Source organism: Flavobacterium sp. ENC (assembly GCF_020991415.1).
Taxonomy (GTDB): Bacteria; Bacteroidota; Bacteroidia; order Flavobacteriales; family Flavobacteriaceae; genus Flavobacterium.
Window position 1 is genome coordinate 541444 of record NZ_JAJMOY010000003.1, and the last position, 26323, is coordinate 567766.

A 26323-nucleotide genomic window follows, 5' to 3' on the forward strand; every position below is an offset into this window, starting at 1 on the left:
AATAGTATTAAAATATTCAAATCATTAAACGTTTGTAAATCTTATATACTCTGCTACTTTTTGTATTATTGTTGACAAACATATGATATAAAGGTCGTCTTCAGCAAAAAACTATATAAATATTTTTTAAAACAATTATAAACAGGTATTTCTACGTAGTCTAATTTTGATTTTATATAAATCCTTTTTTTTAAGTTTACTTAAAAAAATTATGAAGAAATATATAGAATTTATTAAATCAAATTTGATACTATTCTCAGTCGCAGGATATGGGTTGGGGTTACTTTATATGTCAATCTACTATTATTTTTTTAACGTTCCTATTATCTATTATTTGACTCTGAATGATATCCTATTTTTTTCAATTACGTTAATTCTTCCAACAGTATTTGCAGTACTTTTAATAGAGTATATAGTCGTTAGACCATTGAAGAAATTTATCTATAAAAGAGAACTAGAGAACACAGAAGAAGCTAAATTTAATCTTTATTGTAGTAGAATAATTAGTTTGTTTGCAGTAATTGCAATGTTTACTGAGCCAGTACAGATAAATCCTAACTTACTTTTCTATATTTTATTTTCATCTTTCGCCCTTATTGCAAGGCTTGAAAGTAGTACTAAAGGTAGGAACTTAGCTTTTGGACCCATAATAACTGCTGTAGGTTTCTTATTAGGACTTTATCATTTAATTACATATAGCAGGGCTGGCTTTGCAAATAAGGATGTACAATTTAGTTATTACGGTAAATTAATAAAAACTGGTTTTAGTCAAGATTTAAATTACATTGGCGAAACTAGTAGTACATTATTTATATATAATTTTAGAAAAAAAATAACATATAAATACGAGAAGGAAAACACATGCAAGTTAACATATATAGATAAAATTGATAAAGAATTTTCAGTGAAAAAGGATTTGAAGTTTTATCCTTTAGGCTCTATAAAAAAGAAGATTCAACAGGATTCCATTTACAATACTTATGAATGGTCAACTTTCGACGAGAGAACTTATTGGTGGGCTGCGGAGAAAAACCCTGTTGGTTTATCAAAGTTGATATGGGAAATAGATTATGTTTTATACGACAATGATTTTGATTTTGAAGATCCTTCATACGAACATTCTTCACTTCCATCCAAAATAATCATTAGTGAAGATTTTAAAGCTGCTAGTGACGCTATAAATTCAGGAAATAGTGAATTACATAAAAGATGGGAGTTAAATTCGGGTGAAATTAATTTGCACTTAAGCAAGCGAGCATATATAATAACAGTAGAGTACAAAAAGGGATATCCTAAGAAAGAAGTTAATTCAAATTGATTTGGTGTTTTAAAAAAAAGCTTTTCAAAGATAAAAGTTATTCATAGAAATTCAGATGAACCGGCTAAATATAGAGCAAAGCTTTAAAATCAAGACTTCATACAGAACTCAATTTTTCGTAATAATTTTTCAAAAATAAAAAAAGAGACTTGAGGGTCTCTTTTTTACACCAATATATTTTTTATAAAAGCTTATTTCCCTTTTACTAATTTCTCCAAATATTCATTTTTATCCTTTTCAGCTTGCAATAAACGTTCGTATAACTTCTCTTTTTCCTGGTACACTTCAATCAATTTGTCAATTGGATTAAAGGAGCATCCATAATTGAATGATGAAGCGTTATCATGATTGTTAACTGTGTTTCCAATAATATTTAAAACCGCTTCTTCCGAGAAATTTTTAATGGCTTCCACACTTACGCCAAGTGCTTTTGCTACTTCAATTAATTTTTCTTCTTCTATCGTTTCGCTGTTTTCCATAATAGACACCGCTTGTTGATTGGTTCCTAAAGCCTGTGCCAGTGCTTCCTGTTTCATGTCTTTCAGTTCGCGAATACGGCTGATTTTTCGCCCTATATGGTTTGGTTTTGTAAGTGTGCTCATAATTCAAAGATAATAATTAAGTGTAATAAGAGACCAAATGTAGAAAACATATTTTTTGCTGTACCATACAGAAAAAAAAAGTTCAGTATGCAAAAATCTATTTCGTACTTGCGGTAAAAGTACGATTTTTCGTATAATAAAAAAGAATAAGCGCGAAAAATATAGCGAACACCAAGATACAATTTAAAAAACACAGCACCATGGAAAAAAATGAAATTGAAAATTTGAAAAACCTTAAAAAATTAGCAGCCGGATATTTGAAATCAACAGATCCTATCGGTAGTAAAACAAAGGATTTGGTCACTACAATCAAACTGCAAAGTTATTTTGAACTCAGTTGTGTCATTACCGATTTGCTGCGATTGTGCATTTTGTCGCTGGAAGAGGAGGAACACAAAACAGCAATCGACAGAAAATCCGGTATTAATGTCATCATTATCCTGGAAATGGTCCTTCAGCTGTTTCCCAGGGAGGAATTTGAGTTTTTAAGCGAACTCAATCAGCTGGTTTTTACAGATCATGATACCATAAAGGAATAAAATATAGTCTTTATAAAGGAAAACATAAAAAAACATACCCATATTTTTACCGCAAAGAGCGCAAAGATTTTATATAAGAGTGCTTTAGAAAGCGCAAAGTTCGCAATGCTAAATTGTTAAATAGCTTGCGAACTTTCCCTTTTATAAAAGCTAAAAAAAACTTAGCGTTCTTTGCGGTAAATTTTTTTTCTCTTCCCACAGAGTTTGCTATTACGGACAAACACGTACTTTTATATCTCCTAACCTAAATCATAAACAAACAAATCACGAAGCTGCAGATTGAAAAGCAGATTCGGTTTTTGATAATTAATATTCAAACAAAATGAAAAAAATTATAGTACTAATAGTAATGCTGTCTTTTGCACCAACGATTCAGGCGCAGAAAGGTTTCAAACCTCTTTTTGACGGAAAGACCACCAAAGGCTGGCATACGTACGGTAAAAATACGGTGGGAGCCGCATGGAAAGTAGAGGACGGGGTCCTGCATTTTGATCCTGAGGCGGCGAAAAATGGAGAAGGCGGCGATCTGGTAACCAATGCCGAATTTGAGAATTTCCATTTAAAACTGGACTGGAAAGTAGCTCCCAATGCCAACAGTGGTATTATTTTTTATATCAACGAAGATGCTAAAAAATATAAAAACACCTACGAAACCGGTCTGGAAATGCAGGTTTTGGATAATGACGGCCATCCTGACGGAAAAATCACAAAACACCGCGCGGGAGATTTATACGATCTAATTCAAAGCAAGTCAGAACCTGTAAAACAAGTGGGAGAGTGGAATACGGCTGAAATTATCAGTAAAAAAGGAAAACTAACCCTGATCCTCAATGGCGTTGTGGTCGTGGAAACAGTGCTCTGGGATGCAGATTTTAAAAACCGCATAGCAGAAAGTAAATTTGCGAACTGGCCCGGTTTCGGAACCTTTAAAAAAGGAAAAATAGCGTTGCAGGATCACGGGAATGCCGTATGGTATCGTAATATTCGGATAAAGGAGTAAGTTGGTTTAACCGCAAAGAACGCAATGTTATATAATTATTTGTAAGTACAAAGAACGCAAAGCTAAAACCTAAACTTCGCGAACATCACGTTTTCCCCCTTGTGTACTTTGCGATAAAATATTGGATTTTGTTTAACCGCAAAGAACGCAGTGCAATTACACGCAAAGACCGCAAGGCTAAAACCTAAACTTTGCGAACATCGCGTTTTCCCTTTGCGTGCCTTGCGGTAAAATATTGGATTTTGTTTAACCGCAAAGACCGCAATGCAATTACACGCAAAGGCGCGAAAACGCAAAGCTAAAACCTAACTTTGCAAACATGGCGTTGTCCCCTAGCGTGCCTTGCGGTAAAATATTGGAATTTGTTTAACCGCAAATAACGCAACGCAATTACACGCAAAGGCGCGAAAACGCAAAGCTAAAACCTAAACTTCGCGAACATCGCGTTTTCCCCTAGCGTGCCTTGCGGTAAATCATTCCAATGATTTTAAACACCACAACAATAAAATTAAACAAGAATAATTTTCTAAGTTTGCAGCACTTCATCATCTATAACTCAAAAAATAAATTTGAAAATTCCCATTTACAATCAGAGTTCAGAAGCCGTTGGCGGTATTTTTATCGCTGAATTATCGGTATTGGGAAAAGATTCAGAAACAGTAAACACATTAGGGGCGCACAGACATGATTTTTATGTTTTTTTTGTACTGACAAAAGGAAAAGTAATTATGAAATGTGATATGACCGATGTAAAAATAAGTGCCCCAAGTATTGTAATTATCAAACCATTTCAGATCCATTCGCCTAAATTTGTTTCTCCCGATGCAGCCGGATATTATATGAGTGCCGCGCCATTTTTAGTACCCAATAACTGCGCTTCCGTTTTTCAGAATATGAGAATTGAAGATCAGGTCAATAAAATAAGCAAATTTCAAAAAAGAGAACTTTTTGAAACGGTTTCACTTTTGCACCGCTCTTTTGAAAATACCTGCTCCAATAAAACCCCTATCGTCAATGGCCTTTTCAGTACTTTAATTTATCGTTTTGTCAATATATATTCAGACGCAAGTCAGTCAGCAGCGGAACTTAAAAATCAATCGGCCGTCATCTATTCCAACTTTAAAAAATTAATTTCAGATTCCACATTTTTGGAAACACCGTCTTTTTTCGCCAAAAAATTAAACATCACCACTTCACATCTGAATTATTGCGTGAATATTTCGACTGGAAAATCAGTTACCTACTGGCTTCAGAATGCCATGATCCTGGAAGCACAGCGGCTGCTTTATTATACAGACAATGATGTGAAGGAAATTGCATTTAAGCTGGGTTTTGAAGATCATACGTACTTTTCCAGGCTATTCAAAAAAATAACCGGCGAAACGGCATTGACCTTTCGTTTAAAATTCCGCGAATAGTCCAATCATACCTATTTCTTCTTCAACTTCATCTTGTTGTTTAATTGTCATTTTTGTATGGAAATTTAAACAAGAAGATTATGAATTCGATGCCCAAAATTATTGGAGATTTTATGGAACTGGCTTTTACCAAAAAAATTTGCAAAGTAAACGTCTCAGCAACTACAATGCTGAGCGAAAATATAAAATTGATTCGGTTTAAAGGTCATTTCCCACAGGTGAAGTTTAAAACCGGACAAGCCATAATCATCAGGATAGACGATACTAATTACCGCAATTACACCCCCAGTAAATGGAATAGTGAAGAAGGATGGTTTGAAGTCATTTTTCACATTCATAAAAACGGTCCCGGAAGTTATTTTGTTGAAAATCTAAGACCGGGCGATCAATTAACAGTTGGAATGCCAAGAGGTTTTGATTTTTTTAAAAGGGAAGAAAAATACCAGTTCTTTTTTGGAGATGAAACCTGTATGAGCGTTTTTAAAAGTTTTCAGTATGAAATTAATGCCAGGGAAAATAATTATTTGGGAATTATGGAATTAGATCCTGTCGCGATGGAAGTTCCCAACCACTTAGGACTCCTAGTGGATACCGTGCCAAAATCGCTTCATAAAGCCGAGTTTGCTATTGATATTCTTCATAAACTCGATAGCAGCATTTGGGAATTATGGAAAGACGGTTACTTTTATCTGATGGGAAATGCAAAGTCAATTCAGGCCTTTCGAAAAGCTTTAAAAGAAAAAGGGGTTTCAAATAAAAACATTTATACACAGCCGTATTGGGCGGAAGGAAAAATCGGATTGTAATTTCGTACCCGCATCTCCGTCCATTTTATTTTTGAATATATCTCCGTAAATACTTTATAAACAATTATATAGAATAAAAACAACGATATATCGTTGGGATTCAATTTTCGAATATTTTAAATTTAAATACAGAATTATCAATACCTTCGTAGAGCTGTTTAATTCCTAAGAAATGTGCTCTAACCACTACAGAATAATTCTGTTTCTCCTTGTATGGCTTACATTTGGAGAAATAAATGCATGGAATCCGTTTAAGAGCAGAAAGCAGCCGGAAATAGCGGAAAAAAATCTAATCGTCCTGAAAAATGATTTGGATCAGGATCCCCCTTATAACGAACTTCAGGTAAAAAAAGCGGAGGGAATGCTCAGCAGGTTACCTGAAAGCATAAACAAAATCAAAATTTTATTAAAAGTAAGTGACTGGTATGAAATGTCTTATAATAATCCTAAAACATTATTAAAGGCCTTTCAATATGCTGAGCAGGCCCTTTGGATAAGCCAAAACCTTCATTCTAACAGCTATGCCGGTAAATGTTATCTTCAGCTTTCCATGGTGCAGGAGTTGCGAAACAACAACTCAATGATAGAAGTCAATGCCAGAAATGCAATAGAAGTATTAAGTAAAACAAATCAGACAGATGATCTGGGCGAAGCATGGGTAATGGTCTGGTCCGCTAAAATGCGTACTAATGCACCAATAGCAGAGCGATTAGATCCAATTTTTAAAGCGGCATCCCTGTTTCAAAAGTCCGGAAACAAGAAAAGAAGCGGGGACTGTTACAGAGAAATCAGCGAATTGTATTTTTCAGTCTCCGATTTTCACAACTCCCTGAATGCGCTTAAAAAAGCGATATTTTTCTATAAAGCGGCCCATCTTAAAGAAAATGATATTTATCCTATTACTTCCAGACTGAATATTATTTATGAAACAGAAAAGAAAAGTCAGGATATTATCAAGCTTAAAAATAAAACCCTGCTGCAGCAAAGCAAACTTAAAAACGAGGTTTTTTTACGGAATTCCATGATTACTTTTCTGCTGCTTTTACTTATCATTCTTGGTTTGCTGTACAAGAGATTTACGTTCAAGAAGAGAACAAACAGACTGCTGGAAGTGCAGCAGGAGGAGATCAATCAAAAAAATGTCACGCTCCAAAATATGCTGATTGAAAAAGAATGGCTTTTGCGTGAAATTCATCACAGAGTAAAAAATAACCTGCACATGGTGGTAGGACTGCTGGCAAGTCAGGCTGAATTTTTAAAAAATGAAGAAGCGCTGCAGGCTATTAATAACAGTCAGAACAGAATTCATGCCATGTCCCTGATCCATCAGAAATTATATCAGTCAGAGAATTTATCGATAATTGATATGCCTTCTTATATATTTGAATTAACCGAATATTTAAAAGACTCCTTCGAAATCCGAAAAAGAATACGATTTATACTTGATATAGATAGTTTCAATCTGCCCTTATCGCATTCCATACCAATCGGTCTGATTTTTAACGAAGCAGTTACAAATGCGATTAAATATGCTTTTCCGGATCATAAAAACGGAATTATTACTATATCGCTTAAAACCGATGACCATAAAAACTATCTTTTAATCATTAAGGACAACGGTACCGGACTCCCGGATGATTTTGATCCTTACGACAGTCCTTCATTAGGTATAAAATTAATGCAGGGCCTTTCTGATGACATTAAAGGGAAATTTGAAATTTCCGGTAAAAAGGGTACCAGAATAACTTTGGAATTCACTATTATCGAAAGTAATCTTCATTAATTTAATTCTTTAAAATGGCAAAACCACTAAAAATACTTATTGTTGAAGATCAGTTTGTTGAGGCCAATCACTTACGGCTGATGCTGAAGAAAGCCGGACATTCTGTTATCGGAATGGCGCGTTCCGTACCGGATGCCAAATATTATATTGCACAGGAAAAACCGGAACTGGTGTTACTGGACATTTTCCTCTCTGGAAAACAGACCGGTATCGATCTTGCCGAAATACTAAAAGAAGATAATATCCCGTTTATTTATCTCTCTGCTAATTCTAACGAAGAAGTGCTGAGTAAAGCCAAACTGACCCATCCGCATGGCTTTTTGGTAAAACCTTTCAGGGAAAAAGATTTATTAATCACGATCGAAATTGCCGAATACCATCAGCAGCACGGAATAGAATCTTCTATTAGGAAAGAGCTTTTGTTTCAGAAGCAATTAAAAACGATAGTCACAAAAAGTGGCAGCTGGGACGAGCGGGTTCTTAGCATCATTACGGCCCTGCAGTCTCTCATTTCCTTTGATTTGGTAATGGCTGTTTTTTATATGGAAAACAAGTTGTCCAGCAGGGTGCTGGGCTATGCAAGGACAGGCTTACACGAATACCAGCGGATAGGAATTGAAGAATTGCAAAATATTACAGGCTTAAAACAGTCTGAAATTACAGAACTACGAAACAAAAGCAGGGTGGAGACCGAAGCCACCTTCTACAATGGCCAGGACTTTATAAAAATATGCGATAAAACGCCTATTAAAAAAGTAATTGCGACTTCAATGAATATGAAATCCAATCTCATGCTGCCGGTTCCTTTAGCACTCAGTGAAAACGGCGGACTCTACTTATCTTTTTTCAGCAGGCAGGCTGACAATTATAACAAAAATCATTTAACGCTATGCGAAAGGCTGCAGGAACCCTTAATCTTTGCCATTGAAAATTTGATCAGTCATGATAAGAAATTAGATAAAAAAAATACTGTTGGTGAAAATTCCGGTACCGCTAAACCTGTAAAAAATTCCGGCTTTGAATCGATTGTTGGAAAAAGCCCGGTGCTGCTCAAAATATTTGATCACATTTTGCAAGTGGCTCCCGCTGATACTACCGTTTTAATTACAGGGGAAAGCGGTACCGGTAAAGAGAGTATAGCCCATAGTATTAAGGAACTTTCGACCAGAAAAAACCAGCCTTTTGTTAAAGTGAATTGTTCTGCGCTCCCTCCAGGCCTTATAGAATCAGAATTATTCGGGCATGAAAAAGGATCGTTTACAGGGGCGTCAGAAAGGCGGATCGGTAAATTTGAACAGGCAGATAACGGGACTTTATTTCTCGATGAAATTGGAGACATGCCATTGGAAATGCAGGCAAAACTGCTGCGGGCGATCCAGGAAAAAGAAATTGAACGTGTGGGAGGAAATATTTCCATAAAAGTAAATGTCCGCATTATTGCCGCTACCAATTGCAACCTGGAAAAGGAAGTTGCCGACGGCCGTTTTAGGCTTGATCTCTATTACAGGCTCAATGTATTCCCTATTCAGCTGCCACCGTTAAGAGAGCGTAAAGAAGATATTGGTTTACTCGCCCGTCATTTTATAGCGGTCTATAGCTTTAAAACAGGAAAAAATGTAACCGAAATAGCAGAAAGCGCTTTAAAAAGTCTCCTGTCTTATCAATGGCCGGGCAATATCCGCGAACTCGAGAATCTTATCGAAAGAAGTATTCTTTTGGCTAAGACTGACACCATCGAACATATTCCGCTTCCGGCTTTTGAAGAAACGAAAATAAACAACAAGTCAAATGAATGGTATTTCAAAACGATTCAGGAAAATGAAAGGGAGCATATTATCAATGTTCTGGAGAAATGCAACGGCAGAATAAGAGGTACCGGAGGTGCATCCGAAATTTTAGGAGTTCCGCCCACAACCCTGGCTTCCAGAATGCAAAGGTTAGGGATTAAGAGAAGCCATTTTTGAAATTAGATAATTGGACTGTTAGATTATTAGATAATGTGGAAATTAGATGATTAGATAATTAGACTGTTTGATAATTGGACTGTTAGATTATTAGAAAATGTGGAAATTAGAAAATGTGACAATTAGATAATTTGATAATTGGACTGTTTGATTGTTTAATAATTATCTAAATTGGAAATTAGATAATGAGGTGATTGAGTAATGTGAAAATTTTTTACAATCTGAAAATGGGCATTATGTAAGTTGTTTGTGCTATTTAAACTAATATGTTTTATATCGTGTTGCATTTCAAGTTTCAGTTTTACATTATCCAATTATCAATCATCAATTATCAATTATCATTATCAATTATCAATTATCAATTATCAACTATCAATTATCAACTATCAATTATCAACTATCAATTATCAACTATCAATTATCAACTATCAATTATCAATCATCCAATTATCAAATTTTCTAATTATCTAATTATCACATTATCCAATTACCCAATTATCTAATTAAAAAAAAACGATATTAAGTTGCTTGATTTTCGTCACACAACGATATATAGTTGGTTTAAAAATCAGTTTAAAAGTTTAACTTGTTGATTTTTAATTAATTAATAAAAAGGTTCGGTTTTCGTTTAGGCTTTGGCATAACATTAAAATATGTATTATGCTGACTGAAAACCCTACTACAATACTTTTTATTACAGGTGCATTTGTAAGCAATACTTGCTGGGACGAATGGAAAGTCTTTTTTGAAAGTAAAGGCTTTAAAACCCTGGCTCCGGCATGGCCATACAAAGACGCTCCCGTAGACGTTTTGCGCGAACGTCATCCGGATCCGCAGATTGCCAGTCTGCGATTAACCCAGCTCGTTGATCATTTTGATGCTATTGCCAGAAATCTTTCACACCCGCCGATTATTATCGGACACTCTATTGGAGGACTTACCGCCCAGATACTTTTACAGCGTAATGTTGCGTCAGCCGCGATCGCCATACATTCAGTTCCGCCGCAAGGGATTATGACTTTTAAATTTTCATTTTTAAAAGCCGGCTGGGGACCGCTAGGTTTTTTCACTTCTGCCAAAAAGACTTTCTTAATGAGCTTTAGCCAGTGGCAATATGCATTTACAAACGGAATGCCCGAAGAATGGCAGGAAAAAGCGTATTGTGAATTGCTTATTCCCGAGTCTAAATTAATCGTTCGTGATACGATAACCGCTGCTGCAAGGGTAGATTTTCATACTGCTCACAACCCATTACTACTCATTGCGGGATCAGCCGATCATACAATTCCCGAATCACTCAATTATTCCAACTACAAAAAATACACGGATAAGGATTCTGTTACAGATTTTAAAGTTTTTGCCGGCAGGAACCATTTTGTTTTAGGACAGCCGGGCTGGCAGGAAATCGCAATTTATATAGTAGAATGGATTCAGAAACAAAAGAATTAAATAATACCAATTAACCACTTTAAATTAAAAACTATGAAATCAATTACCAAAAATTTAGGATCGAAAAGTGCAAAAGCTTTTTTAGGCCTGTTCGCAATCAGTTTATTTTTACTGACCTCTTGCAATAAAAAAGAAGAACCAGCAAAAGCAGTCACCGAAGAATCGTCAGCGACAACCGATTCGGCAGCTGTAAAACCGGCAGATCCACCGGCAAATTTTAAACACGCCACTGCATTGGTCAATGGTGTAAACATTCATTACGTGATTGGCGGCAAAGGTGAACCTCTTGTACTGGTACACGGTTTTGGACAAAACTGGTACATGTGGAACCGTCTGCTTCCGGAACTTTCCAAACATTTTACCGTTATCGCCCCGGACCTTAGAGGAGTTGGTGAATCGGATAAACCGGAAAGCGGTTATGATAAAAAAACGATGGCGACAGATATTCACGAACTTGTAAAAAAACTGGGTTACAATTCCGTTAATCTGGCCGGGCACGATATCGGACTTATGGTTGCCTATGCTTACGCCGCGCAATATGGCAGTGAAGTGAAGAAATTAGCCCTGATGGATGCGCTGCTTCCGGGTATTGAACCGGTTTGGTCTCAGGTTTCGGCTTCAGCGTGGTGGTTTGGCTTTTTTGCATGGCCCGCTTCCGGAGATATTGTAAAAGGAAAAGAGAAAGAATTTTTAACCAATTTCTGGCCCATGGTAGGACATGTTAAAGATCCTTTTACAGCAGAAGAAACAGCTGAATTTGTGAGAGCTTATGCTGTGAAAGACGGGGCAAAATCCAGTTTCAAATGGTTTGGCAATTTCCCTCAGGATGGAAAAGACAATCTGGTTTTTGCCAAAACAAAACTTAAAATGCCTTTGCTGGCCATGGGTGGTGAATATTTTGCAGCAGCTTTCCTGAAAGACCACTCTAAACTGGTGGCCGAAAATGTGACCGAATCAAAAATTGCAGGTGCCGGACACTGGCTGGTTCAGGAAAATACAGCTCAGGTACAAAAAGATTTGCTGGCTTTTTTCCTTGCCAAATAAATTGACCCAAACAGACCAATTAAATCTGAAAAAATGAAACAACTATTTGTATTACTATTATTTTTCTTTGGTCTGTTGGTACAGTCCCAGGAAAAAGCAGACCTGATTATTTACAACGGAAAAATTGCCACGATGCAGAAACCCGGTGAATTTGTTCAGGCACTGGCCACAAAGGACGGAATCATCCTGGCAACCGGAACTTCAAAAAGCATTTTGGAGACTTATAAAACAACAGCCACTAAAATCATTGATGCAAAAGGCAAAACCGTTGTTCCGGGATTAAACGACAGTCATATCCACGTGATTCGGGAAGGACTCAATTACAACGCCGAATTACGCTGGGACGGAGTGAAGACTTTAAAAAGAGCGATGGAAATGCTTAAGGAACAAGCAGCCAGAACGCCACCCGGAGTCTGGATCAAAGTGATTGGCGGCTGGAATGAATTTGGCTTTGAAGAAAAAAGACAGCCTACCATTGACGAAATAAATGCCGCAGTTCCGGACAAACCTGTTTTTATCACCTACCTGTACGGCAAAGCATTTTTGAACAAAAAAGGGATTGAGGTTTTAGGCTATACCAAAGACACCCATTATGAAGGAAGTGTTCTGGAGCAGGACAAAAACGGAAATTTAACCGGGCTGATGTTTGCAAAAGAAACGCCGAAAGCGATTTATACGACTTTAGGATTGACCACAAAACTGAGTCCGGAAGAAAGAAGCAACAGTTCGCTTCAGTTTAACCGTGAACTCAATCGTTTTGGCTTAACCTCTGTGATCGATGCGGCAGGAGGATCACAGAATTTTCCGGCCGATTATGCCACTTCTATGGAACTGGCGAAACAGGGAAAACTGAACCTGCGAATTTCCTATTACCTCTTTGCCCAGCAAAAAGGGAAAGAACTTCAGGATTACGAAAAGTGGGTGGCCGAAACCGTGATTAATAAAAACGATAATCTTCTGACAGCCAACGGCTATACCGAAGAAGGTGCCGGAGAAAATATTGTGGCTTCCGCTGCAGATTTTGAAAATTTTCTGGAACCGAGAATTGTACTTTCGGATGAAATGGAAAAAGATCTGGAACCCATTATTCGCTTACTTGTTAAAAACAAATGGCCGTTTCGATTGCACGCCACTTACGGAGAATCGATTGACAGAATGCTGAACGTTTTTGAGAAAGTAAACAAAGAGATTCCGTTTAACGGATTGCGCTGGTTTTTTGATCATGCCGAAACCATTACACCTCAGGAACTGGAAAGGGTAAAAGCACTTAATGGCGGAATAGCAGTCCAGTTCAGGATGTATTTTCAGGGCGAATTGTATCAAAAAATGTATGGCACTCCAAAAACACAGCTGCCTCCCATCAAAGAAATGTTAGCAATGGGAATCCCGGTCGGAATGGGAACTGATGCCACGCGAATTTCAACGTACAATCCGTGGATGGCGCTGCATTGGCTTATTACAGGAAAAACCCTGGGCGCAATGCAGTTTTGGCCAAAAGATCAGGTTCTGGATAAGTTTACCGCACTGCAATTGTATACGTCAGGAAGTGCCTGGTTTTCGGGTGAGGAAAAGGAAAAAGGAAAGCTGATCAAAGGAATGTATGCTGATATGTCGATTTTATCAGAGGATTATTTTACAGTTTCAGCCGATAAAGTCCGAAATATCGAATCGGATCTGACTCTTGTCAATGGAAAAGTAGTGTACGGTGCCAGAGATTTTAAGGCACTCGATCCTGAAATAGCTCCGGTAATTCCGGATTGGTCGCCAGTGAAATATTTTGGCGGCTATGCTAAAAAACTTTAAACATAAATAAAATTCGTTGGGTGTAAGTAGTAAAACTATTTAACACTTAGAAATGAGTAGAAAGTCGCCACGAATTTCACGAATGTTCACGAATTATTTTTTTCGTCGTCAAAGAAAAAATTAGCAAAAAATTTAGTAAAAACATTTAACGCAAAGAAATGATTAGAAAGTAGCCACGAATTTCACGAATGTTCACGAATTATTTTTCTCGTCGTTAAAGAAAAAAATTAGCAAAAAATTTAGTAAAAACATTTAACGCAAAGAAATGATTAGAAAGTAGCCACGAATTTTTCACGAATGTTCACGAATTATTTTTCTCGTCGTCAAAGAAAAAATTAGCAAAAAAATTAGTAAAAACATTTAACGCAAAGAAATGATTAGAAAGTAGCCACGAATTTCACGAATGTTCACGAATTATTTTTCTCGTCGTTAAAGAAAAAAACTAGCGAAAAATTTAGTAAAAACATTTAACGCAAAGAAATGATTAGAAAGTAGCCACGAATTTCACGAATGTTCACGAATTATTTTTCTCGTCGTTAAAGAAAAAAATTAGCAAAAAATTTAGTAAAAACATTTAACGCAAAGAAATGATTAGAAGTAGCCACGAATTTTACGAATGTTCACGAATTATTTTTTTCGTCGTCAAAGAAAAAAATTAGCGAAAATTGGTGCAATTCGTGGCAAAAAAGAAACATTATATTTCACATAGCGATGTGTTAAACCAATTGCGCCCAACGTATTAAATCAAACAAAATCTATAAAATTCATATCATGAAAATTCAAAAAATAATTTCAGGAATTGCATTATTCTCTTTGTGTTTGCTGGCGAATACAGCTGCTTATGCACAATTTCCGATGCCTGATCACGTACCAATCTGGGACGCCAACAAAGTGACTTTAAAACTGCATAAAATAGCAGAGAATGTCTATGCCGTTTCGCCGTCTACAACAGAAACAGAAACCACAAAAGGAATCGCACAGGCGACTTCGGCAGGATTTATTGTGGGAGATAAAGGCGTTTTGCTTATTGAAACCATGCTGAGCAAAGGGCTTTACGACCAGCTTTATAAACTGATCCGTTCCGTGACGCCGAAACCCATTGTTTATGCGATCAATACCAGTGATCACGGCGATCATTGTTTCGGGAACTATTTGCTTCCCAAAGAAACTATTGTGATTCAGAACGAATTCTGCAAAGACAATCTCGCCAAAAATTATGACAATATCAAACAGTTTATGATTATGCTTTTTGGCAAAGGCAGAGGGATTGAAGAAAGTGTTTACCGTCCCGCAGATATTACCATAGCCATTAACCAGACCCTGAAAATTGATATGGGAAAAGGGAATGTGGTGGAGGTCATTAATGTGGGTACCGCGCAATCTCCGGCCGATCTTTTTGTATATCTGAAATCGGCTTCCGGAAATGTCTTGTGGGCAGGAAACCCCTTTATCGCCGAAAGTCCAACAATTCCGTGGTTGTTTGACGGTTATTTTTTAGAGCCGGTTCAGAACCTGAACAAAATTTACAACATGATTTCGGATAAGGACATTGTAGTTCCCGGACACGGACGCATGACCAACAAAGCGGGAATTAAATATACGATCGATTATGTGACTGCTTTGCAGACCAATGTGGAGAATGCCGTGAAAAAAGGACTTACCCTGGATGAAACCAAAGCCACTGTAACCATGAAGGAATTTGATAAAGGCTACGAACTTTTTAACTGGCTTCACTTTAATTTCAATGTGCCGAATGCGTACAAGGATATCAAACAAAATGGAAGTAAATAATTAAAAATTGAGTATTAAAAACTAAAAAACAGCCCTGGGGGTAATTGTTTCTATGTGTTTAAAAATTAAAAATTGAATCATGAAAAATACGATCCAATTACTGGTTTTATTGCTTTCGTTTTCTGGTTTTGCACAGCAGTACCCAGACTTTAAGTCACTACGATTTGATGAAGATTATAGTTTTTTGAAAAACGATACTGCACGTAATAATTGGTATAAAACAGTGAAATTCCTGCCGGTTTCTTCTTCTAAAAAGGCGTATATCAGTTTTGGGGGCGATATACGGTTTCAGTATTTCTATGCTAAAAATGAAAATTGGGGTGATGGTCCGCAGGATAACGATGGTTATGTTTTAGGAAGATATTTGTTTCATGCCGATTTTCATGCCGGAAAGTACTTCAGAACTTTTGTTCAGGTACAGAGCAGTATGGCTGACGGAAGAATTGATCCGAATCCTGTGGAACAAAATCCGCTTGAAGTACATCAGGCATTTGCTGATTTGAATATTATGAATGAAGGAAGCCAAAGACTGATTTTAAGAGTAGGAAGGCAGGAACTCACTTACGGATCACAACGTTTGGTAGCCGTTAGGGAAGGCCCTAACAACAGGCAGTCTTTTGATGGGGTCAAAGCAATTATTGGCAAAGAGAATAGTACAGCGGATTTATTTTACACGCATTACGTGGTGGCACATGACGGTATTTTTGACGATGCTTCGAATAAAGACAGGCAGCTCTGGGGAAGTTATCTGGCCTTTACTAAAATACCAATTGTCAAAAATATCGATGTGTATTATTTGGGCTACCAAAGGGCAAATGCGGCCTTTAATGATGCAGCAGGAAAAGAAAAACGACATTCGTTAGGAACCCGTATCTGGGGAAAAACGGGGAACTGGCGTTACGATGGCGAGGCCGTTTACCAGTTTGGTGATGTGGCTGAAAAAAGTATCAATGCGTGGACGGCCTCGATTAATGCCGGATATCGTTTTAATGGTATAAAGTTTCATCCGGAAATTGGCTTTAAAACCGAAGTAATCAGCGGAGACAAAAAGGCGGGAGATTCCAGTCTGCAGACTTTCAATCCTCTTTTTCCGAGAGGTGCCTATTTTGGACTGGCTTCTGTAATCGGGCCTTCCAATCTGATTGATTTCCATCCGTCGCTGAGTTTTGAAATTGCCAAAAATATAGATTGGGTCATTGACTATGACATGTTTTGGCGATACAGCGGCTACGATGGTATTTATGCACCAAATACATCACTGATTTATCCCGGAGATACCACAACCGAAAAGAAAATCGGAAATCAGCTCGAAAGCGAAATCGTCTGGGAGCCGAATCAATATATTTATTTCAGGCTCGAAGCCACCTGGTTTAAGGCAGAAGAGTACATCAAAGCCTCCGGAACCGGTAAAAATATATTCTTTACCGGACTCACCATGCAGCTTCATTTTTAAGCTCCAAAGTAAATCATACGAAAAATTTAAAACGATAATTATGGAAGAAACTGTAATACGATCAAAAATGAAAACCTTACAATTAATAGCAGTAGTGCTGTTGACGGGTTTTTCAGTACAGGCGCAGGTCTATACTGATGAAGAAATCAATACGAAGCAAACGGCAGATAAATTCTTTGGCTCTATCGGAGCCAAAGACCCCGAAAAGATTGCTTCAATGGTTTCAGAAAATGTAGACTGGTATATTTTCGAATCGAAATACATGCCCTGGACAGGACACCGTTCTAAACGGGAAGAAATTTCGGAATTATTCAAAACGCTCTTTAGTTATTTTGTTGACGGGAGTGAAAAACTCGAGGTACAGTCGTTTTTAGTGCGGGGTAATGAAGTTGCGGTATTTGGTTTTGTCGAACGAACGGTGAAAAAAAACGGAAAGCATTTTAAAATGCCTCTGGCTATTCATATAACAGTCGTGAATAATCTGATAAGCAAATTTTCGCTTTATGAAGAAACACTGATTATTGAAAAAGTACTTAAATAAAAATAGCCATAAAAGACTGTTGAACCTAAATTAAATGATGATATCATGAAAGACAGAAGAACATTTCTTAAAGAAGCAGGCATGGTCAGCCTGGCGGGTTTGCTGCCAACCAACACATTATTGGCAGGCAATTTCGAAACAAAAAGATTTGCCAGTGAAGAAGTATCTCCCACAAGCTGGGCTGACGGATCTCGTTTGGTGGTATCGGTATCGATGCAGTTTGAAGCGGGCGGCCAGCCTGTAAATGCCGAGAGTCCGTTTCCGCAAAACATGCAAAAAGGATTTATTGATCTTCCGGGGGAGAGCTGGTATCAGTATGGGTATAAAGAAGGCATTCCAAGAATGCTGGACAATTGGGATAAGCTTGGTATTAAAGTTACTTCCCATATGGTGGGTTCCGCGGTTCTAAAGAATGCGGATCTTGCCCGGGAAATTGTCGCAAGGGGACACGAAGCTGCCGCCCACGGTATGGACTGGGCAACCCAATATTCCATGCCCTATGAAACCGAAAAAAAATTCATCAGAGACGGGGCCGAAGCCATTAAAAAAGTAACTGGTTTTGAACCTGTTGGCTATAATGCAAATTGGCTGCGAAGAGGTACAAATACACTGGAAATTTTGCAGGAGCTCGGTTTTAAGTATCATATTGACGACTTAAGCCGTGACGAGCCGTTTTTACTAAAAGTAAAAGGAAATGATTTTGCAGTGGTACCCTATACCATTCGCTGTAATGATATTGTTTTGATAGAGGGAAAGAATTTCAGCGCCGATCAGTTTGCCCGTCAGGTCATACTGGAATTCGATCAGCTTTACAAAGAATCCGAAAAAAAGCGCAGGCAGCTGTCCATAAGTTTTCATGATCGTATCGGCGGCACTCCGCAAATGGTGGCCGCCACTACGGAAATCATTACTTATATCCAGAAACATAAAGGAGTTAGTTTTAAGCGAAAAGACGAGATTGCCCGAATGGCTTATGAAGATAAGAGTACCATAAGGGAATAATGATGTAATAAAAAATTCGATAAAAACTTTAAAATAACAAATATGAAAAATAAAAATAAAACCTGGTTTATTACAGGAACTTCGCAAGGAATTGGCCTTGTTTTAGTGAAACAGTTACTGGCATCCGGATTTAACGTGGTGGCCACTGCGCGAAACAAAGAAACGCTTAAAACTGCAGTTGGCATTTCGTCTGACCAGTTCCTGCCTTTGCAGGTAAATTTAGTGGATGAAGAGAGCGTGAAAGAAGCAGTAAGTAGTGCTATAGAACATTTTGGTTCGGTAGATTATGTCGTTAATAACGCCGGGTATGGTTTAATTGGAGGAATAGAAGAAAGCTCTGATGCCGAAGTTCGTGCCAATTTTGATGTAAATGTCTTTGGTTTACTGAATGTTACCAGAGCTATTTTGCCTCATATGAGAGCTGCGAAATGGGGTCATATTATCAATCTTTCCTCTGTTTTTGGACTAATTGCCGGAGCAGGCTGGGGAATTTACTGCGGAACTAAATTTGCCGTCGAGGGTATTTCCGAAGCACTTGCACAAGAGGTAAAGCCTTTCGGAGTCAACGTTACTCTTATAGAACCGGGTTATGTACGGACGAATTTTTTGAACAGTTCTTCCTTAATCGCTTCAAAAAATCCTATTGAGGATTATATAAGTATTCGCGAAGGTGTAAACGCACATCAAAATGATATTCCGGGCAAACAACTGGGAGATCCGGAGAAAGTAGCTGGCTTAATTATTAAAGTGGCCCAAAATCCGGAACCACCGCTTCGCCTGCTTACAGGATCCGATGCCTATGAATTTGCGAATTATAAAATTGATTCGTTAAAAAAAGAAATTGAAATAAATAAGGAATTAACTTTTTCATCAGATTTTAAGGAGTAGGGAGTTATTTTTAAATTCCAAATTCCAAATTCCAAATTCCAAATTCCAAAATTTAATGCGGATTTTGGGATTTTTTTATTTTAATATGGGGTTTAACCGCAAGGTACGCAAGGCTTGCGCTAAGTTCGCAAAGCTTACATAGTAAACTTTGCGGTTAAAAATTGGAATTTGGAATTTAAGATTTGGAATTTTAAAATAAAAAATGACAGTTTTAAATTACATATTGATTGATTTCTTAGATTTGTAGTACACTACAAATTTTTTGACCATGCCTATCATTGAACAATCAGAATATAATTTCCCTCCGATGATACATCGCAACAGGCACATTTCTACCATTTATGCTGCTTTGTTTAAAAAGTTTGATGCTCCCGGCTACACAAGGGAAAAAAAGGAGCTAAGTGACGGGGATTTTATCAGTATCGATTTCATTCTGAGTGATCCTAAAAAAGCGGTTATTTTATGCCATGGTTTAGAAGGAGATTCCCGCAGAACGTACAATAATAGCTGTGCGGCCTATTTTCAGCAGCAGGGGTTTTCGGTTTTCGCCTGGAACAATCGTACCTGCGGAGGAGAAATGAACCGCCTTCCGCGACTTTACCATCACGGTGCGGTGGATGATCTTGACGAAGTGGTTCAGTTTGTTTTAGAAAAAGGATTCGATGATGTTTATCTGATCGGATATTCAATGGGAGGTGTGCAGCTCCTGAATTACCTGGGCTGGACAAAAATCGATGCGCGCATCAAAGCGGCAGTATGTATTTCAGTGCCAACCCATATTGCCACAAGTGCCGAAGTACTCAAGCAAGGTTTTAACAGGGTCTATTTGAAAAATTTCACAATTGATATTAAAAGAAAACTTAAACACAAAGCGGCACAGTTTCCTGATTTTATAAACCGTGACCAGATTGATAAAATTACCTCCTTTGATGAAGTTGACCAGTATTTTACCGCACCGCTGCACGGCTTTGCCAGCCGTGATGATTATTACCAGCGCGTCTCTCCGGAGTTTTCCCTTAAGGACATTACCACTCCGGTTTTAATTATTAATTCGCTGGATGATCCTTTCTTAGGAGAGCGTTGTTACCCAAGAGCTATCTCGCAGGACAGCGCTTATGTTTATCTGGAAACGCCAAAGTATGGCGGACACTGCGCTTTTCCGTTGCGTAATTCTATGTATTCGTATGCAGAGAAAAGAGCTTATGATTTTTTTACATCCTGTAAGCCTGCAGCGGTTTTTAAGGCGTAACCGAATAAATTATTTTTTTGTATTCTCCAGCTGCACTTCGAATTTACCCCAATAGGGACTGTCAGCCATTAGCGAATGCCCGATTACTAAAACATGGTTTCCTTTTTGTGTGAGTGGAATTTTTAAATCCATTCCAAACGGTCCGTCTGAGGAGTTGTCGGGAAAAATAATTTGGTTGAATCGGATGTTTCCTTTTCCCGGAGTGGGCACAATCGTTCCTTTCAACTCGCCGGATTCTTCATTTTTAAATTTCACGAAAACTTTTGGATGAATGGAATCTAAGACTCCCTCAGCGATAAAAAGACCTTTTTCATTCCTGAAATTCATGAAGATTGTATCTCCTGTCTGCTTGTTTTCTTCTTCTTTTTGTGTCTCATCTTCTTTGTGTTCCGTTACAGGAATTGAATCGGATGCCGCAACCACGGTATTTTTATTTTCCTTTTGCTGACAGGAAAAAAAGAAAATGGATATCGTAAGTATTAAAAAATTTTTCATAATAGTATTTTTAGTGAGACATCAAACTTAGTTTTGATGTTTTTGTTAGATAATGGTTCAGGGAACTCTTTTTATATTAACTGCAGGTGTGGTCGTATCTGCATCGTTACAATATCGCATCTTTTGGGCTGCGACAGGCAGAAAACGATACTCATGGCAATGTCTTCGGCCTCCAGCATTTCCAGTTTTTCTATTTTCTCGTGCTGTTCTTCTTTTGTGCCGGGCTGCATGTCACTGGTGACTGCGCCGGGTTCAATTAGCGAAACTTTGATTCCCATAGGATTAAGTTCTTTTCTCAGTGAGGTAGTGAAACCACGCACAGCGGATTTGGTAGCCACATAAACCGTGCTTTTACCCTCACGGCTTTCCGCGCTCATCGATCCGATGTTGATGATGTGTCCCGATTTCTGAGCTGACATTCTCGATGCCGCTTCCTGACAAAAGGCGATATAGCCCATGACATTGGCATCTACGATATATTTAAAATCTTCATAGCTGCATTTGGTGACGCCCGGTGCAGGCAATGCTGCATTGTTGATCAGGATATCGATACCGCCCATTTCATCATCGACAATTTTCATAATTTTGTCAATGTCTTCCTTTTTGGTTACATCGGCAGGAGTGCCATAAAGTAATGCTTCGGGGAACTGTTTTTTAATATCATTGATGGCAGTTTCAAAATCCCCGGGATCTCTTCCGAAAATTAAAACCTGTCCGCCCAGCGCCACTAACACGTCAGCAGTTGCTTTTCCGATACCGGTGGTACCGCCCGTGATTACAATTCTTTTTCCCTTTATATTTTGTCCAAAGTAATCTGTTAATTGTTTCATATATGGTGTATTACAGGATTTTTTTTATCAGCAGCTTTTATAACCATGTTCAAAAAGCGACAGGAAATATTCAATAAGCCTCAGCTTATACAATTTCCTGTTGGTGTAACTGATGATTCAAATTTCAGCAATACATTTTATTTTCTTTTATATAATAGTAAGCAAATCTTATAAGATTATTTCCTGCAAAAGGGAACACAATGTCTCGTTGAAGAATATTGTTGATTTCATTCTCCTTTTAATAAATTGATGCTCACCGTGGCTATATCTGCTTCCGGAAATCGCTTGAAAATGGACTTGTCGGAAAACAATCCCGCTTCCGCAGCAACACTGTTAAAGACATCTATCTCTACTATATACTGGTCCGAAAAACCATGGGTGGCATCATAGGCTGTTGCCGGGGTTTTTCCCATATTACTGGCGGCAAGTTTTGGATTTATAGTATGCAATTCAATAAGAAGCAAACCAAACTTACGGACATAGGGCGACCATTTTTGTAAATGTTCCAGGAGATTATCTTCTACCAGATTGTTACTGATTCTTTTTCCCCTGTAGGCAAATGCGCCGGTAGATTTACTGATCCTGTTTTTGTCTGTAAGCACGGGATCTTTCCAGATTCGGTTGTGATCCAGAAAGGTCCTCACATTCAGCAGGTCTTTCAGGTCAATATTGTAATTTTCACTCAGGTCATTTGAAAGCAAATCAGGCCGTCCGATATCGCCCCAGATTACCTTTGCCCAAATATCGGCCTTAATAAGATTTGCCCGGGTTACCTTAAGGGCTGCCTGATTGTAATCTGCCCCAACCAGAAACAACGGATAGTCATCGAGCATTTTTCCTCTTAAGGTCTGTCTGTCGATCACTTCAAAGATGTGCTGTAAGAAAGCGCCATTCCCACAACCCATATCCAGGATTCCTTTGGGCTGTTCTTCAATGGGCAGGTTAAAAAGTGTAATGATAATTTCATCCACCACCTTAAAATAAGTGTCGTGAGCGCCTCCGCTTCCCCAAACATTCATTTCACGGTCAACATGAATTTCGTTTTCGCCATCGCCAACCATTCTTAAGATCGCCGGATCGCCAAAAATTAATTCTTCAATTTTGGCAAATGTTGGCAGATAAGAAACGGTAACGCCATAGGCACTGGCTCTTTTGGCGAAAAACAACCCCATATCGGTAAATTGATAATTGCCGTTTTTTTCGAGAAACCATCCGAGATGTACAAAAAAGTCTAATATTTTTTTAAAGTTTTCAGGCGATTTATGAAACTCTTCCGGTTTGAAAGAAGTCTCCATGAAATACTTGTGAAACATTCCGTTTTTTGCCAGACGTACTATTGTAGGGCCAATCAGATAACCTTCTATATGTTTTAAAATCTGGTTCTGAATGCTGTTTGTCAGGCTATCACCGGAAAATTCAATTCCGTAATTTTTCTTATATTTTTCAAAAATAAGGTTGAGTTTTTCAAACGGCACATCATCAAAGAGACGGGGATGAAACTGGGTAGAAAATTGAAGTAAATCGACCACATCTTCATAGAGATGAAAGATCGAAAATGCGATTTCTGTCTTTTCATTTACCGCGATCGTAATTTCCTGTGTGTGGTTATCGACTTCATAATCTAAAAAGCCCTGGGAAGCCAAAACACGCAAAGCAACATTCAGATACCCTTCATTTGCTTTGAAAACAGTGGTAAGCTGCGCTAATTGTACCTGCTTTTTGTCCAGGATAAAATCCAAAATTTTATTTTTATGTAGTGCTACTGCTACCGGGGCAACAGCTAAGCCATCGAGATGTCTGAAAATGGAACTTCGAAGTTGTGCTGTCTGGGTCATAGTAAAGAATAAAATTTGGTATTAAAATTAGTGATTTTATTTGATCCCGCATCTATTGGTTGTAGAGGATGTACTATAACGTTGGCCTTTTTGCAGCTATACTGTATTTAAACGCAAAGTGCGCAAGGGGTAAACGCGCAAAGTTCGCAAAGTCATTATTTAGCTTTGCGAACTTTGCGGTTAACATTAAAACTTAAAACTTAAAACCTGAAACCTGAAACTTAAAACTTAAAACTTTACCCGTTTGCAGTCTATTGCTTCGATAATTCGGTTTCGGTATGAAGGACACAAGTCCATTTCTCACCTTCCTTAATCCAGGTAGAAGTGCAGGCACACTTCATAGGAGCTTTTTGTTTATCGCCTTCAATTCCTAATTCTATCAAATAGGCTATTACGGCGCTATTCTCACCAATGACCTGGGTTTCGATATCCGAAAAATTCAAAATTTTTATTTTATCGCCATCGCCCGACTCAAACATCTTTTTAAAACTGGCCTCATCGACACTATGTACACCATTTTTACCGGCAACAATACAAGGAAAACGGGTAAGGTTTTTTACGGTTTCATAGTTGTGATCTTCCATTCCCTGCCAGTATTTTTTTTCCAGTTCAACAATTTGCGTTTTCATAATCCTCTTTTTTTAGTTTAACAGAAACACAAAGTTCAAATTAATATTAAAAAATAGCGCTGTTTTTAACATAAGTTTAGTGTAATTTAAGCCTGTTTTTTATTTTATACGGCTCTGATTTTTAGGTTTTTAAAGTTTTATGCAAACCATGAGTATAATTGGGTTGCTAGATTATTCGCCTGAACCGTTTTGATTGCTGAAGTAAAAGTATCGGATTTAAATACTTCCAACCGCAAATACTGCTAATTCGTCAAAAGTTATTCGCTGATCCATTATAAAAGTTTAATTCATTATTATATATTTATACCCATATTATGGATACAACTTTAGAATTATTGGGTGCGTTTTTCGGCTTCATGTCCGTTTATTTTACGATCAGGCAAAACATCTGGTGCTGGTATTTTGGTTTACTTCAGGTAACGTTATATTGTTTTGTTTTCTTTACAGCCAAATTATATTCAGATATGATTTTGCATATTATTTATATATTTCTGCAGGTATTCGGCTGGTACAGCTGGAAATATGGAGGAACCAATAAAAAAGAACTGCGGGTAACGGAGGTGACAAATACTCCGTTCTGGATTGGCTTAACGGTTCTGACAACCATGGGTCTGGGCTATATGATGCACACCAAAACAGATGCATCGTATCCTTATGAAGATGCTTTTATAACTGTGGCAAGTCTCGTTGCCCAATATCTGATGATCAAAAAAGTATTGCAATCCTGGCTATTCTGGATTATTGTAGATGTAGTCGCCATCGTCATATACTGGTACAAAGATTTATATTTTACCACAGCTTTGTACGTGCTTTTTTTGATCATGGCCATAATTGGTTATTTCGAATGGAAAAAAGCCTGTCAAAAAGAATTTACATATGGAGAACAGTCATAAAGTTGGATTAACACTCGGCAAGTTTGCCCCTTTTCATAAAGGGCATCAGTTACTAATAGAAACGGCCATTGATGAGGTGGATGAATTGCTGGTACTCATTTACGATGATCCTGTCATCAATATCCCTCTCGCCACCAGAGCCGGCTGGATACGGGAAATATACCCGGAAATCACAGTTATTGAAGGCGTAAATTCACCTAACGATACGGGGTATACGCCTGAGATTATGAAAATTCAGGAAGATTATGTCTTGGGGTTATTGGGAAATCGTACCATCTCCCATTTTTATTCCAGTGAGCCTTACGGTGAGCATATGAGTATCGCTTTGAATGCCATTAACCGGCAGGTAGATGTGAGTCGGAATATCATTCCCGTCTCCGCTACAAAAATCAGGAAGGATTCATTCGGACATAAAGAATTTATACATCCCAAAGTGTATCGTGATTTGATTACGAAAGTGGTATTGCTTGGTGCCCCGTCAACGGGTAAAACTACTTTGGCAGAGCAGCTGGCCGCTCATTTTGACACGCAATGGATGCCCGAATACGGAAGGGAATACTGGGAACAGAATCAGGTAAATAAAAGACTAACTTTAGAAGACCTTTTAAAAATAGCCGAGATTCACATTGAAAGAGAAGATGCTCTTGTTTTACAGGCCAATCGGTTTTTGTTTTCAGATACCAATGCCATCACGACTTATCTGTTTTCGCTGGATTATCACGGAACTGCCCTGTCAGCACTGGAAAATTTAGCAAAAACAGCTGAAAAGCGACATGACATTATTTTCGTATGTGACACGGATATCCCTTATGATGATACCTGGGACAGGTCCGGCGATGTGAAGAGAAAAACATTCCAGCAAAAAATAATTGAAGATTTAGATGCCAGAAATTTAAAATATTATATGCTTAAAGGTACCGTTGCCGAGAGAATTGAACAAGTCTCAAAAGTATTGTCTGCAGCAGAAAACCGTAAATTTTAAGTAACTTAG

23 protein-coding genes are annotated in these 26323 nt (G+C 37.9%); 18 read left to right on the forward strand and 5 right to left on the reverse strand.

Features of this window, described 5'->3' with window-relative positions:
- Positions 1 to 211: 211 nt before the first annotated feature.
- Positions 212 to 1318 (forward strand): hypothetical protein, encoded by a 1107-nt coding sequence (locus LPB89_RS11170; protein WP_230701848.1) that lies wholly within the window; start codon positions 212 to 214, stop codon positions 1316 to 1318.
- 191 nt (positions 1319 to 1509) lie between these two features.
- Here LPB89_RS11170 and LPB89_RS11175 read toward each other — a convergent pair whose 3' ends face one another.
- Positions 1510 to 1920, reverse strand: coding sequence for a helix-turn-helix domain-containing protein (locus LPB89_RS11175; protein ID WP_230701850.1), 411 nt, complete (start codon positions 1918 to 1920; stop codon positions 1510 to 1512).
- A 200-nt stretch (positions 1921 to 2120) separates the two neighbouring features.
- Between LPB89_RS11175 and LPB89_RS11180 the strand changes: the two genes are divergently transcribed.
- The 15 genes from LPB89_RS11180 (at position 2121) to LPB89_RS11250 (ending at position 20650) form a co-directional block, all read left to right on the forward strand.
- On the forward strand, positions 2121 to 2459 hold the full coding sequence (locus LPB89_RS11180) for a hypothetical protein (RefSeq protein ID WP_230701851.1): 339 nt from the start codon (positions 2121 to 2123) through the stop codon (positions 2457 to 2459).
- 322 nt (positions 2460 to 2781) lie between these two features.
- Positions 2782 to 3459, forward strand: coding sequence for a DUF1080 domain-containing protein (locus LPB89_RS11185; protein WP_230701853.1), 678 nt, complete (start codon positions 2782 to 2784; stop codon positions 3457 to 3459).
- A 569-nt stretch (positions 3460 to 4028) separates the two neighbouring features.
- Positions 4029 to 4877: an AraC family transcriptional regulator gene (locus LPB89_RS11190; RefSeq protein ID WP_230701854.1), complete on the forward strand. Its 849-nt coding sequence runs from the start codon at positions 4029 to 4031 to the stop codon at positions 4875 to 4877.
- Positions 4878 to 4957: 80 nt separating this feature from the next.
- Positions 4958 to 5683, forward strand: coding sequence for a siderophore-interacting protein (locus LPB89_RS11195; RefSeq protein ID WP_230701856.1), 726 nt, complete (start codon positions 4958 to 4960; stop codon positions 5681 to 5683).
- 172 nt (positions 5684 to 5855) lie between these two features.
- The gene (locus LPB89_RS11200; protein ID WP_230701857.1) at positions 5856 to 7466 is read left to right on the forward strand and encodes a sensor histidine kinase; all 1611 of its coding nucleotides are present in this window, start codon (positions 5856 to 5858) and stop codon (positions 7464 to 7466) included.
- 14 nt (positions 7467 to 7480) lie between these two features.
- Positions 7481 to 9430 (forward strand): sigma 54-interacting response regulator, encoded by a 1950-nt coding sequence (locus LPB89_RS11205; protein ID WP_230701858.1) that lies wholly within the window; start codon positions 7481 to 7483, stop codon positions 9428 to 9430.
- Between the two features lie 660 nt (positions 9431 to 10090).
- The gene (locus tag LPB89_RS11210) at positions 10091 to 10879 is read left to right on the forward strand and encodes an alpha/beta hydrolase (RefSeq protein WP_230701860.1); all 789 of its coding nucleotides are present in this window, start codon (positions 10091 to 10093) and stop codon (positions 10877 to 10879) included.
- A gap of 33 nt (positions 10880 to 10912) precedes the next feature.
- Positions 10913 to 11923, forward strand: a complete 1011-nt coding sequence (locus LPB89_RS11215; RefSeq protein ID WP_230701862.1) for an alpha/beta fold hydrolase — start codon at positions 10913 to 10915, stop codon at positions 11921 to 11923.
- 33 nt (positions 11924 to 11956) lie between these two features.
- Positions 11957 to 13726 carry an amidohydrolase gene (locus LPB89_RS11220; protein WP_230701863.1) on the forward strand — a complete coding sequence of 590 codons (1770 nt, stop codon included), beginning with the start codon at positions 11957 to 11959 and terminating at the stop codon, positions 13724 to 13726.
- 771 nt (positions 13727 to 14497) lie between these two features.
- Positions 14498 to 15517, forward strand: coding sequence for an MBL fold metallo-hydrolase (locus LPB89_RS11225; RefSeq protein WP_230701864.1), 1020 nt, complete (start codon positions 14498 to 14500; stop codon positions 15515 to 15517).
- A gap of 79 nt (positions 15518 to 15596) precedes the next feature.
- The gene (locus LPB89_RS11230; RefSeq protein ID WP_230701866.1) at positions 15597 to 16970 is read left to right on the forward strand and encodes an alginate export family protein; all 1374 of its coding nucleotides are present in this window, start codon (positions 15597 to 15599) and stop codon (positions 16968 to 16970) included.
- 40 nt (positions 16971 to 17010) lie between these two features.
- Positions 17011 to 17511, forward strand: a complete 501-nt coding sequence (locus LPB89_RS11235) for a nuclear transport factor 2 family protein (RefSeq protein WP_230701868.1) — start codon at positions 17011 to 17013, stop codon at positions 17509 to 17511.
- A 45-nt stretch (positions 17512 to 17556) separates the two neighbouring features.
- Positions 17557 to 18513 (forward strand): polysaccharide deacetylase family protein, encoded by a 957-nt coding sequence (locus LPB89_RS11240; protein ID WP_230701869.1) that lies wholly within the window; start codon positions 17557 to 17559, stop codon positions 18511 to 18513.
- A gap of 42 nt (positions 18514 to 18555) precedes the next feature.
- Complete coding sequence (locus LPB89_RS11245; protein WP_230701871.1) at positions 18556 to 19401, forward strand: oxidoreductase; 846 nt, start codon at positions 18556 to 18558, stop codon at positions 19399 to 19401.
- Between the two features lie 268 nt (positions 19402 to 19669).
- A complete protein-coding gene (locus LPB89_RS11250) occupies positions 19670 to 20650 on the forward strand; it encodes a YheT family hydrolase (RefSeq protein ID WP_230701873.1) in 981 nt (326 codons plus the stop codon).
- Between the two features lie 9 nt (positions 20651 to 20659).
- Here LPB89_RS11250 and LPB89_RS11255 read toward each other — a convergent pair whose 3' ends face one another.
- From LPB89_RS11255 to LPB89_RS11270, 4 genes are all read right to left on the reverse strand, one after another.
- Positions 20660 to 21145, reverse strand: a complete 486-nt coding sequence (locus LPB89_RS11255; RefSeq protein WP_230701874.1) for a hypothetical protein — start codon at positions 21143 to 21145, stop codon at positions 20660 to 20662.
- Between the two features lie 71 nt (positions 21146 to 21216).
- Positions 21217 to 21975 carry an SDR family oxidoreductase gene (locus LPB89_RS11260; RefSeq protein ID WP_230701876.1) on the reverse strand — a complete coding sequence of 253 codons (759 nt, stop codon included), beginning with the start codon at positions 21973 to 21975 and terminating at the stop codon, positions 21217 to 21219.
- Between the two features lie 227 nt (positions 21976 to 22202).
- Positions 22203 to 23810, reverse strand: coding sequence for a class I SAM-dependent methyltransferase (locus tag LPB89_RS11265; RefSeq protein ID WP_230701877.1), 1608 nt, complete (start codon positions 23808 to 23810; stop codon positions 22203 to 22205).
- Positions 23811 to 24061: 251 nt separating this feature from the next.
- The gene (locus LPB89_RS11270) at positions 24062 to 24439 is read right to left on the reverse strand and encodes a nuclear transport factor 2 family protein (protein WP_230701879.1); all 378 of its coding nucleotides are present in this window, start codon (positions 24437 to 24439) and stop codon (positions 24062 to 24064) included.
- A gap of 314 nt (positions 24440 to 24753) precedes the next feature.
- Here LPB89_RS11270 and pnuC point away from each other — a divergent pair, with 314 nt between their 5' ends.
- Entirely contained in the window at positions 24754 to 25332 is a 579-nt protein-coding gene (gene pnuC / locus LPB89_RS11275) for a nicotinamide riboside transporter PnuC (protein ID WP_230701880.1), read from the forward strand.
- Positions 25316 to 26314: an AAA family ATPase gene (locus tag LPB89_RS11280; protein WP_230701881.1), complete on the forward strand. Its 999-nt coding sequence runs from the start codon at positions 25316 to 25318 to the stop codon at positions 26312 to 26314. Before pnuC ends, LPB89_RS11280 begins: the two co-directional genes overlap by 17 nt.
- Positions 26315 to 26323: the final 9 nt, after the last annotated feature.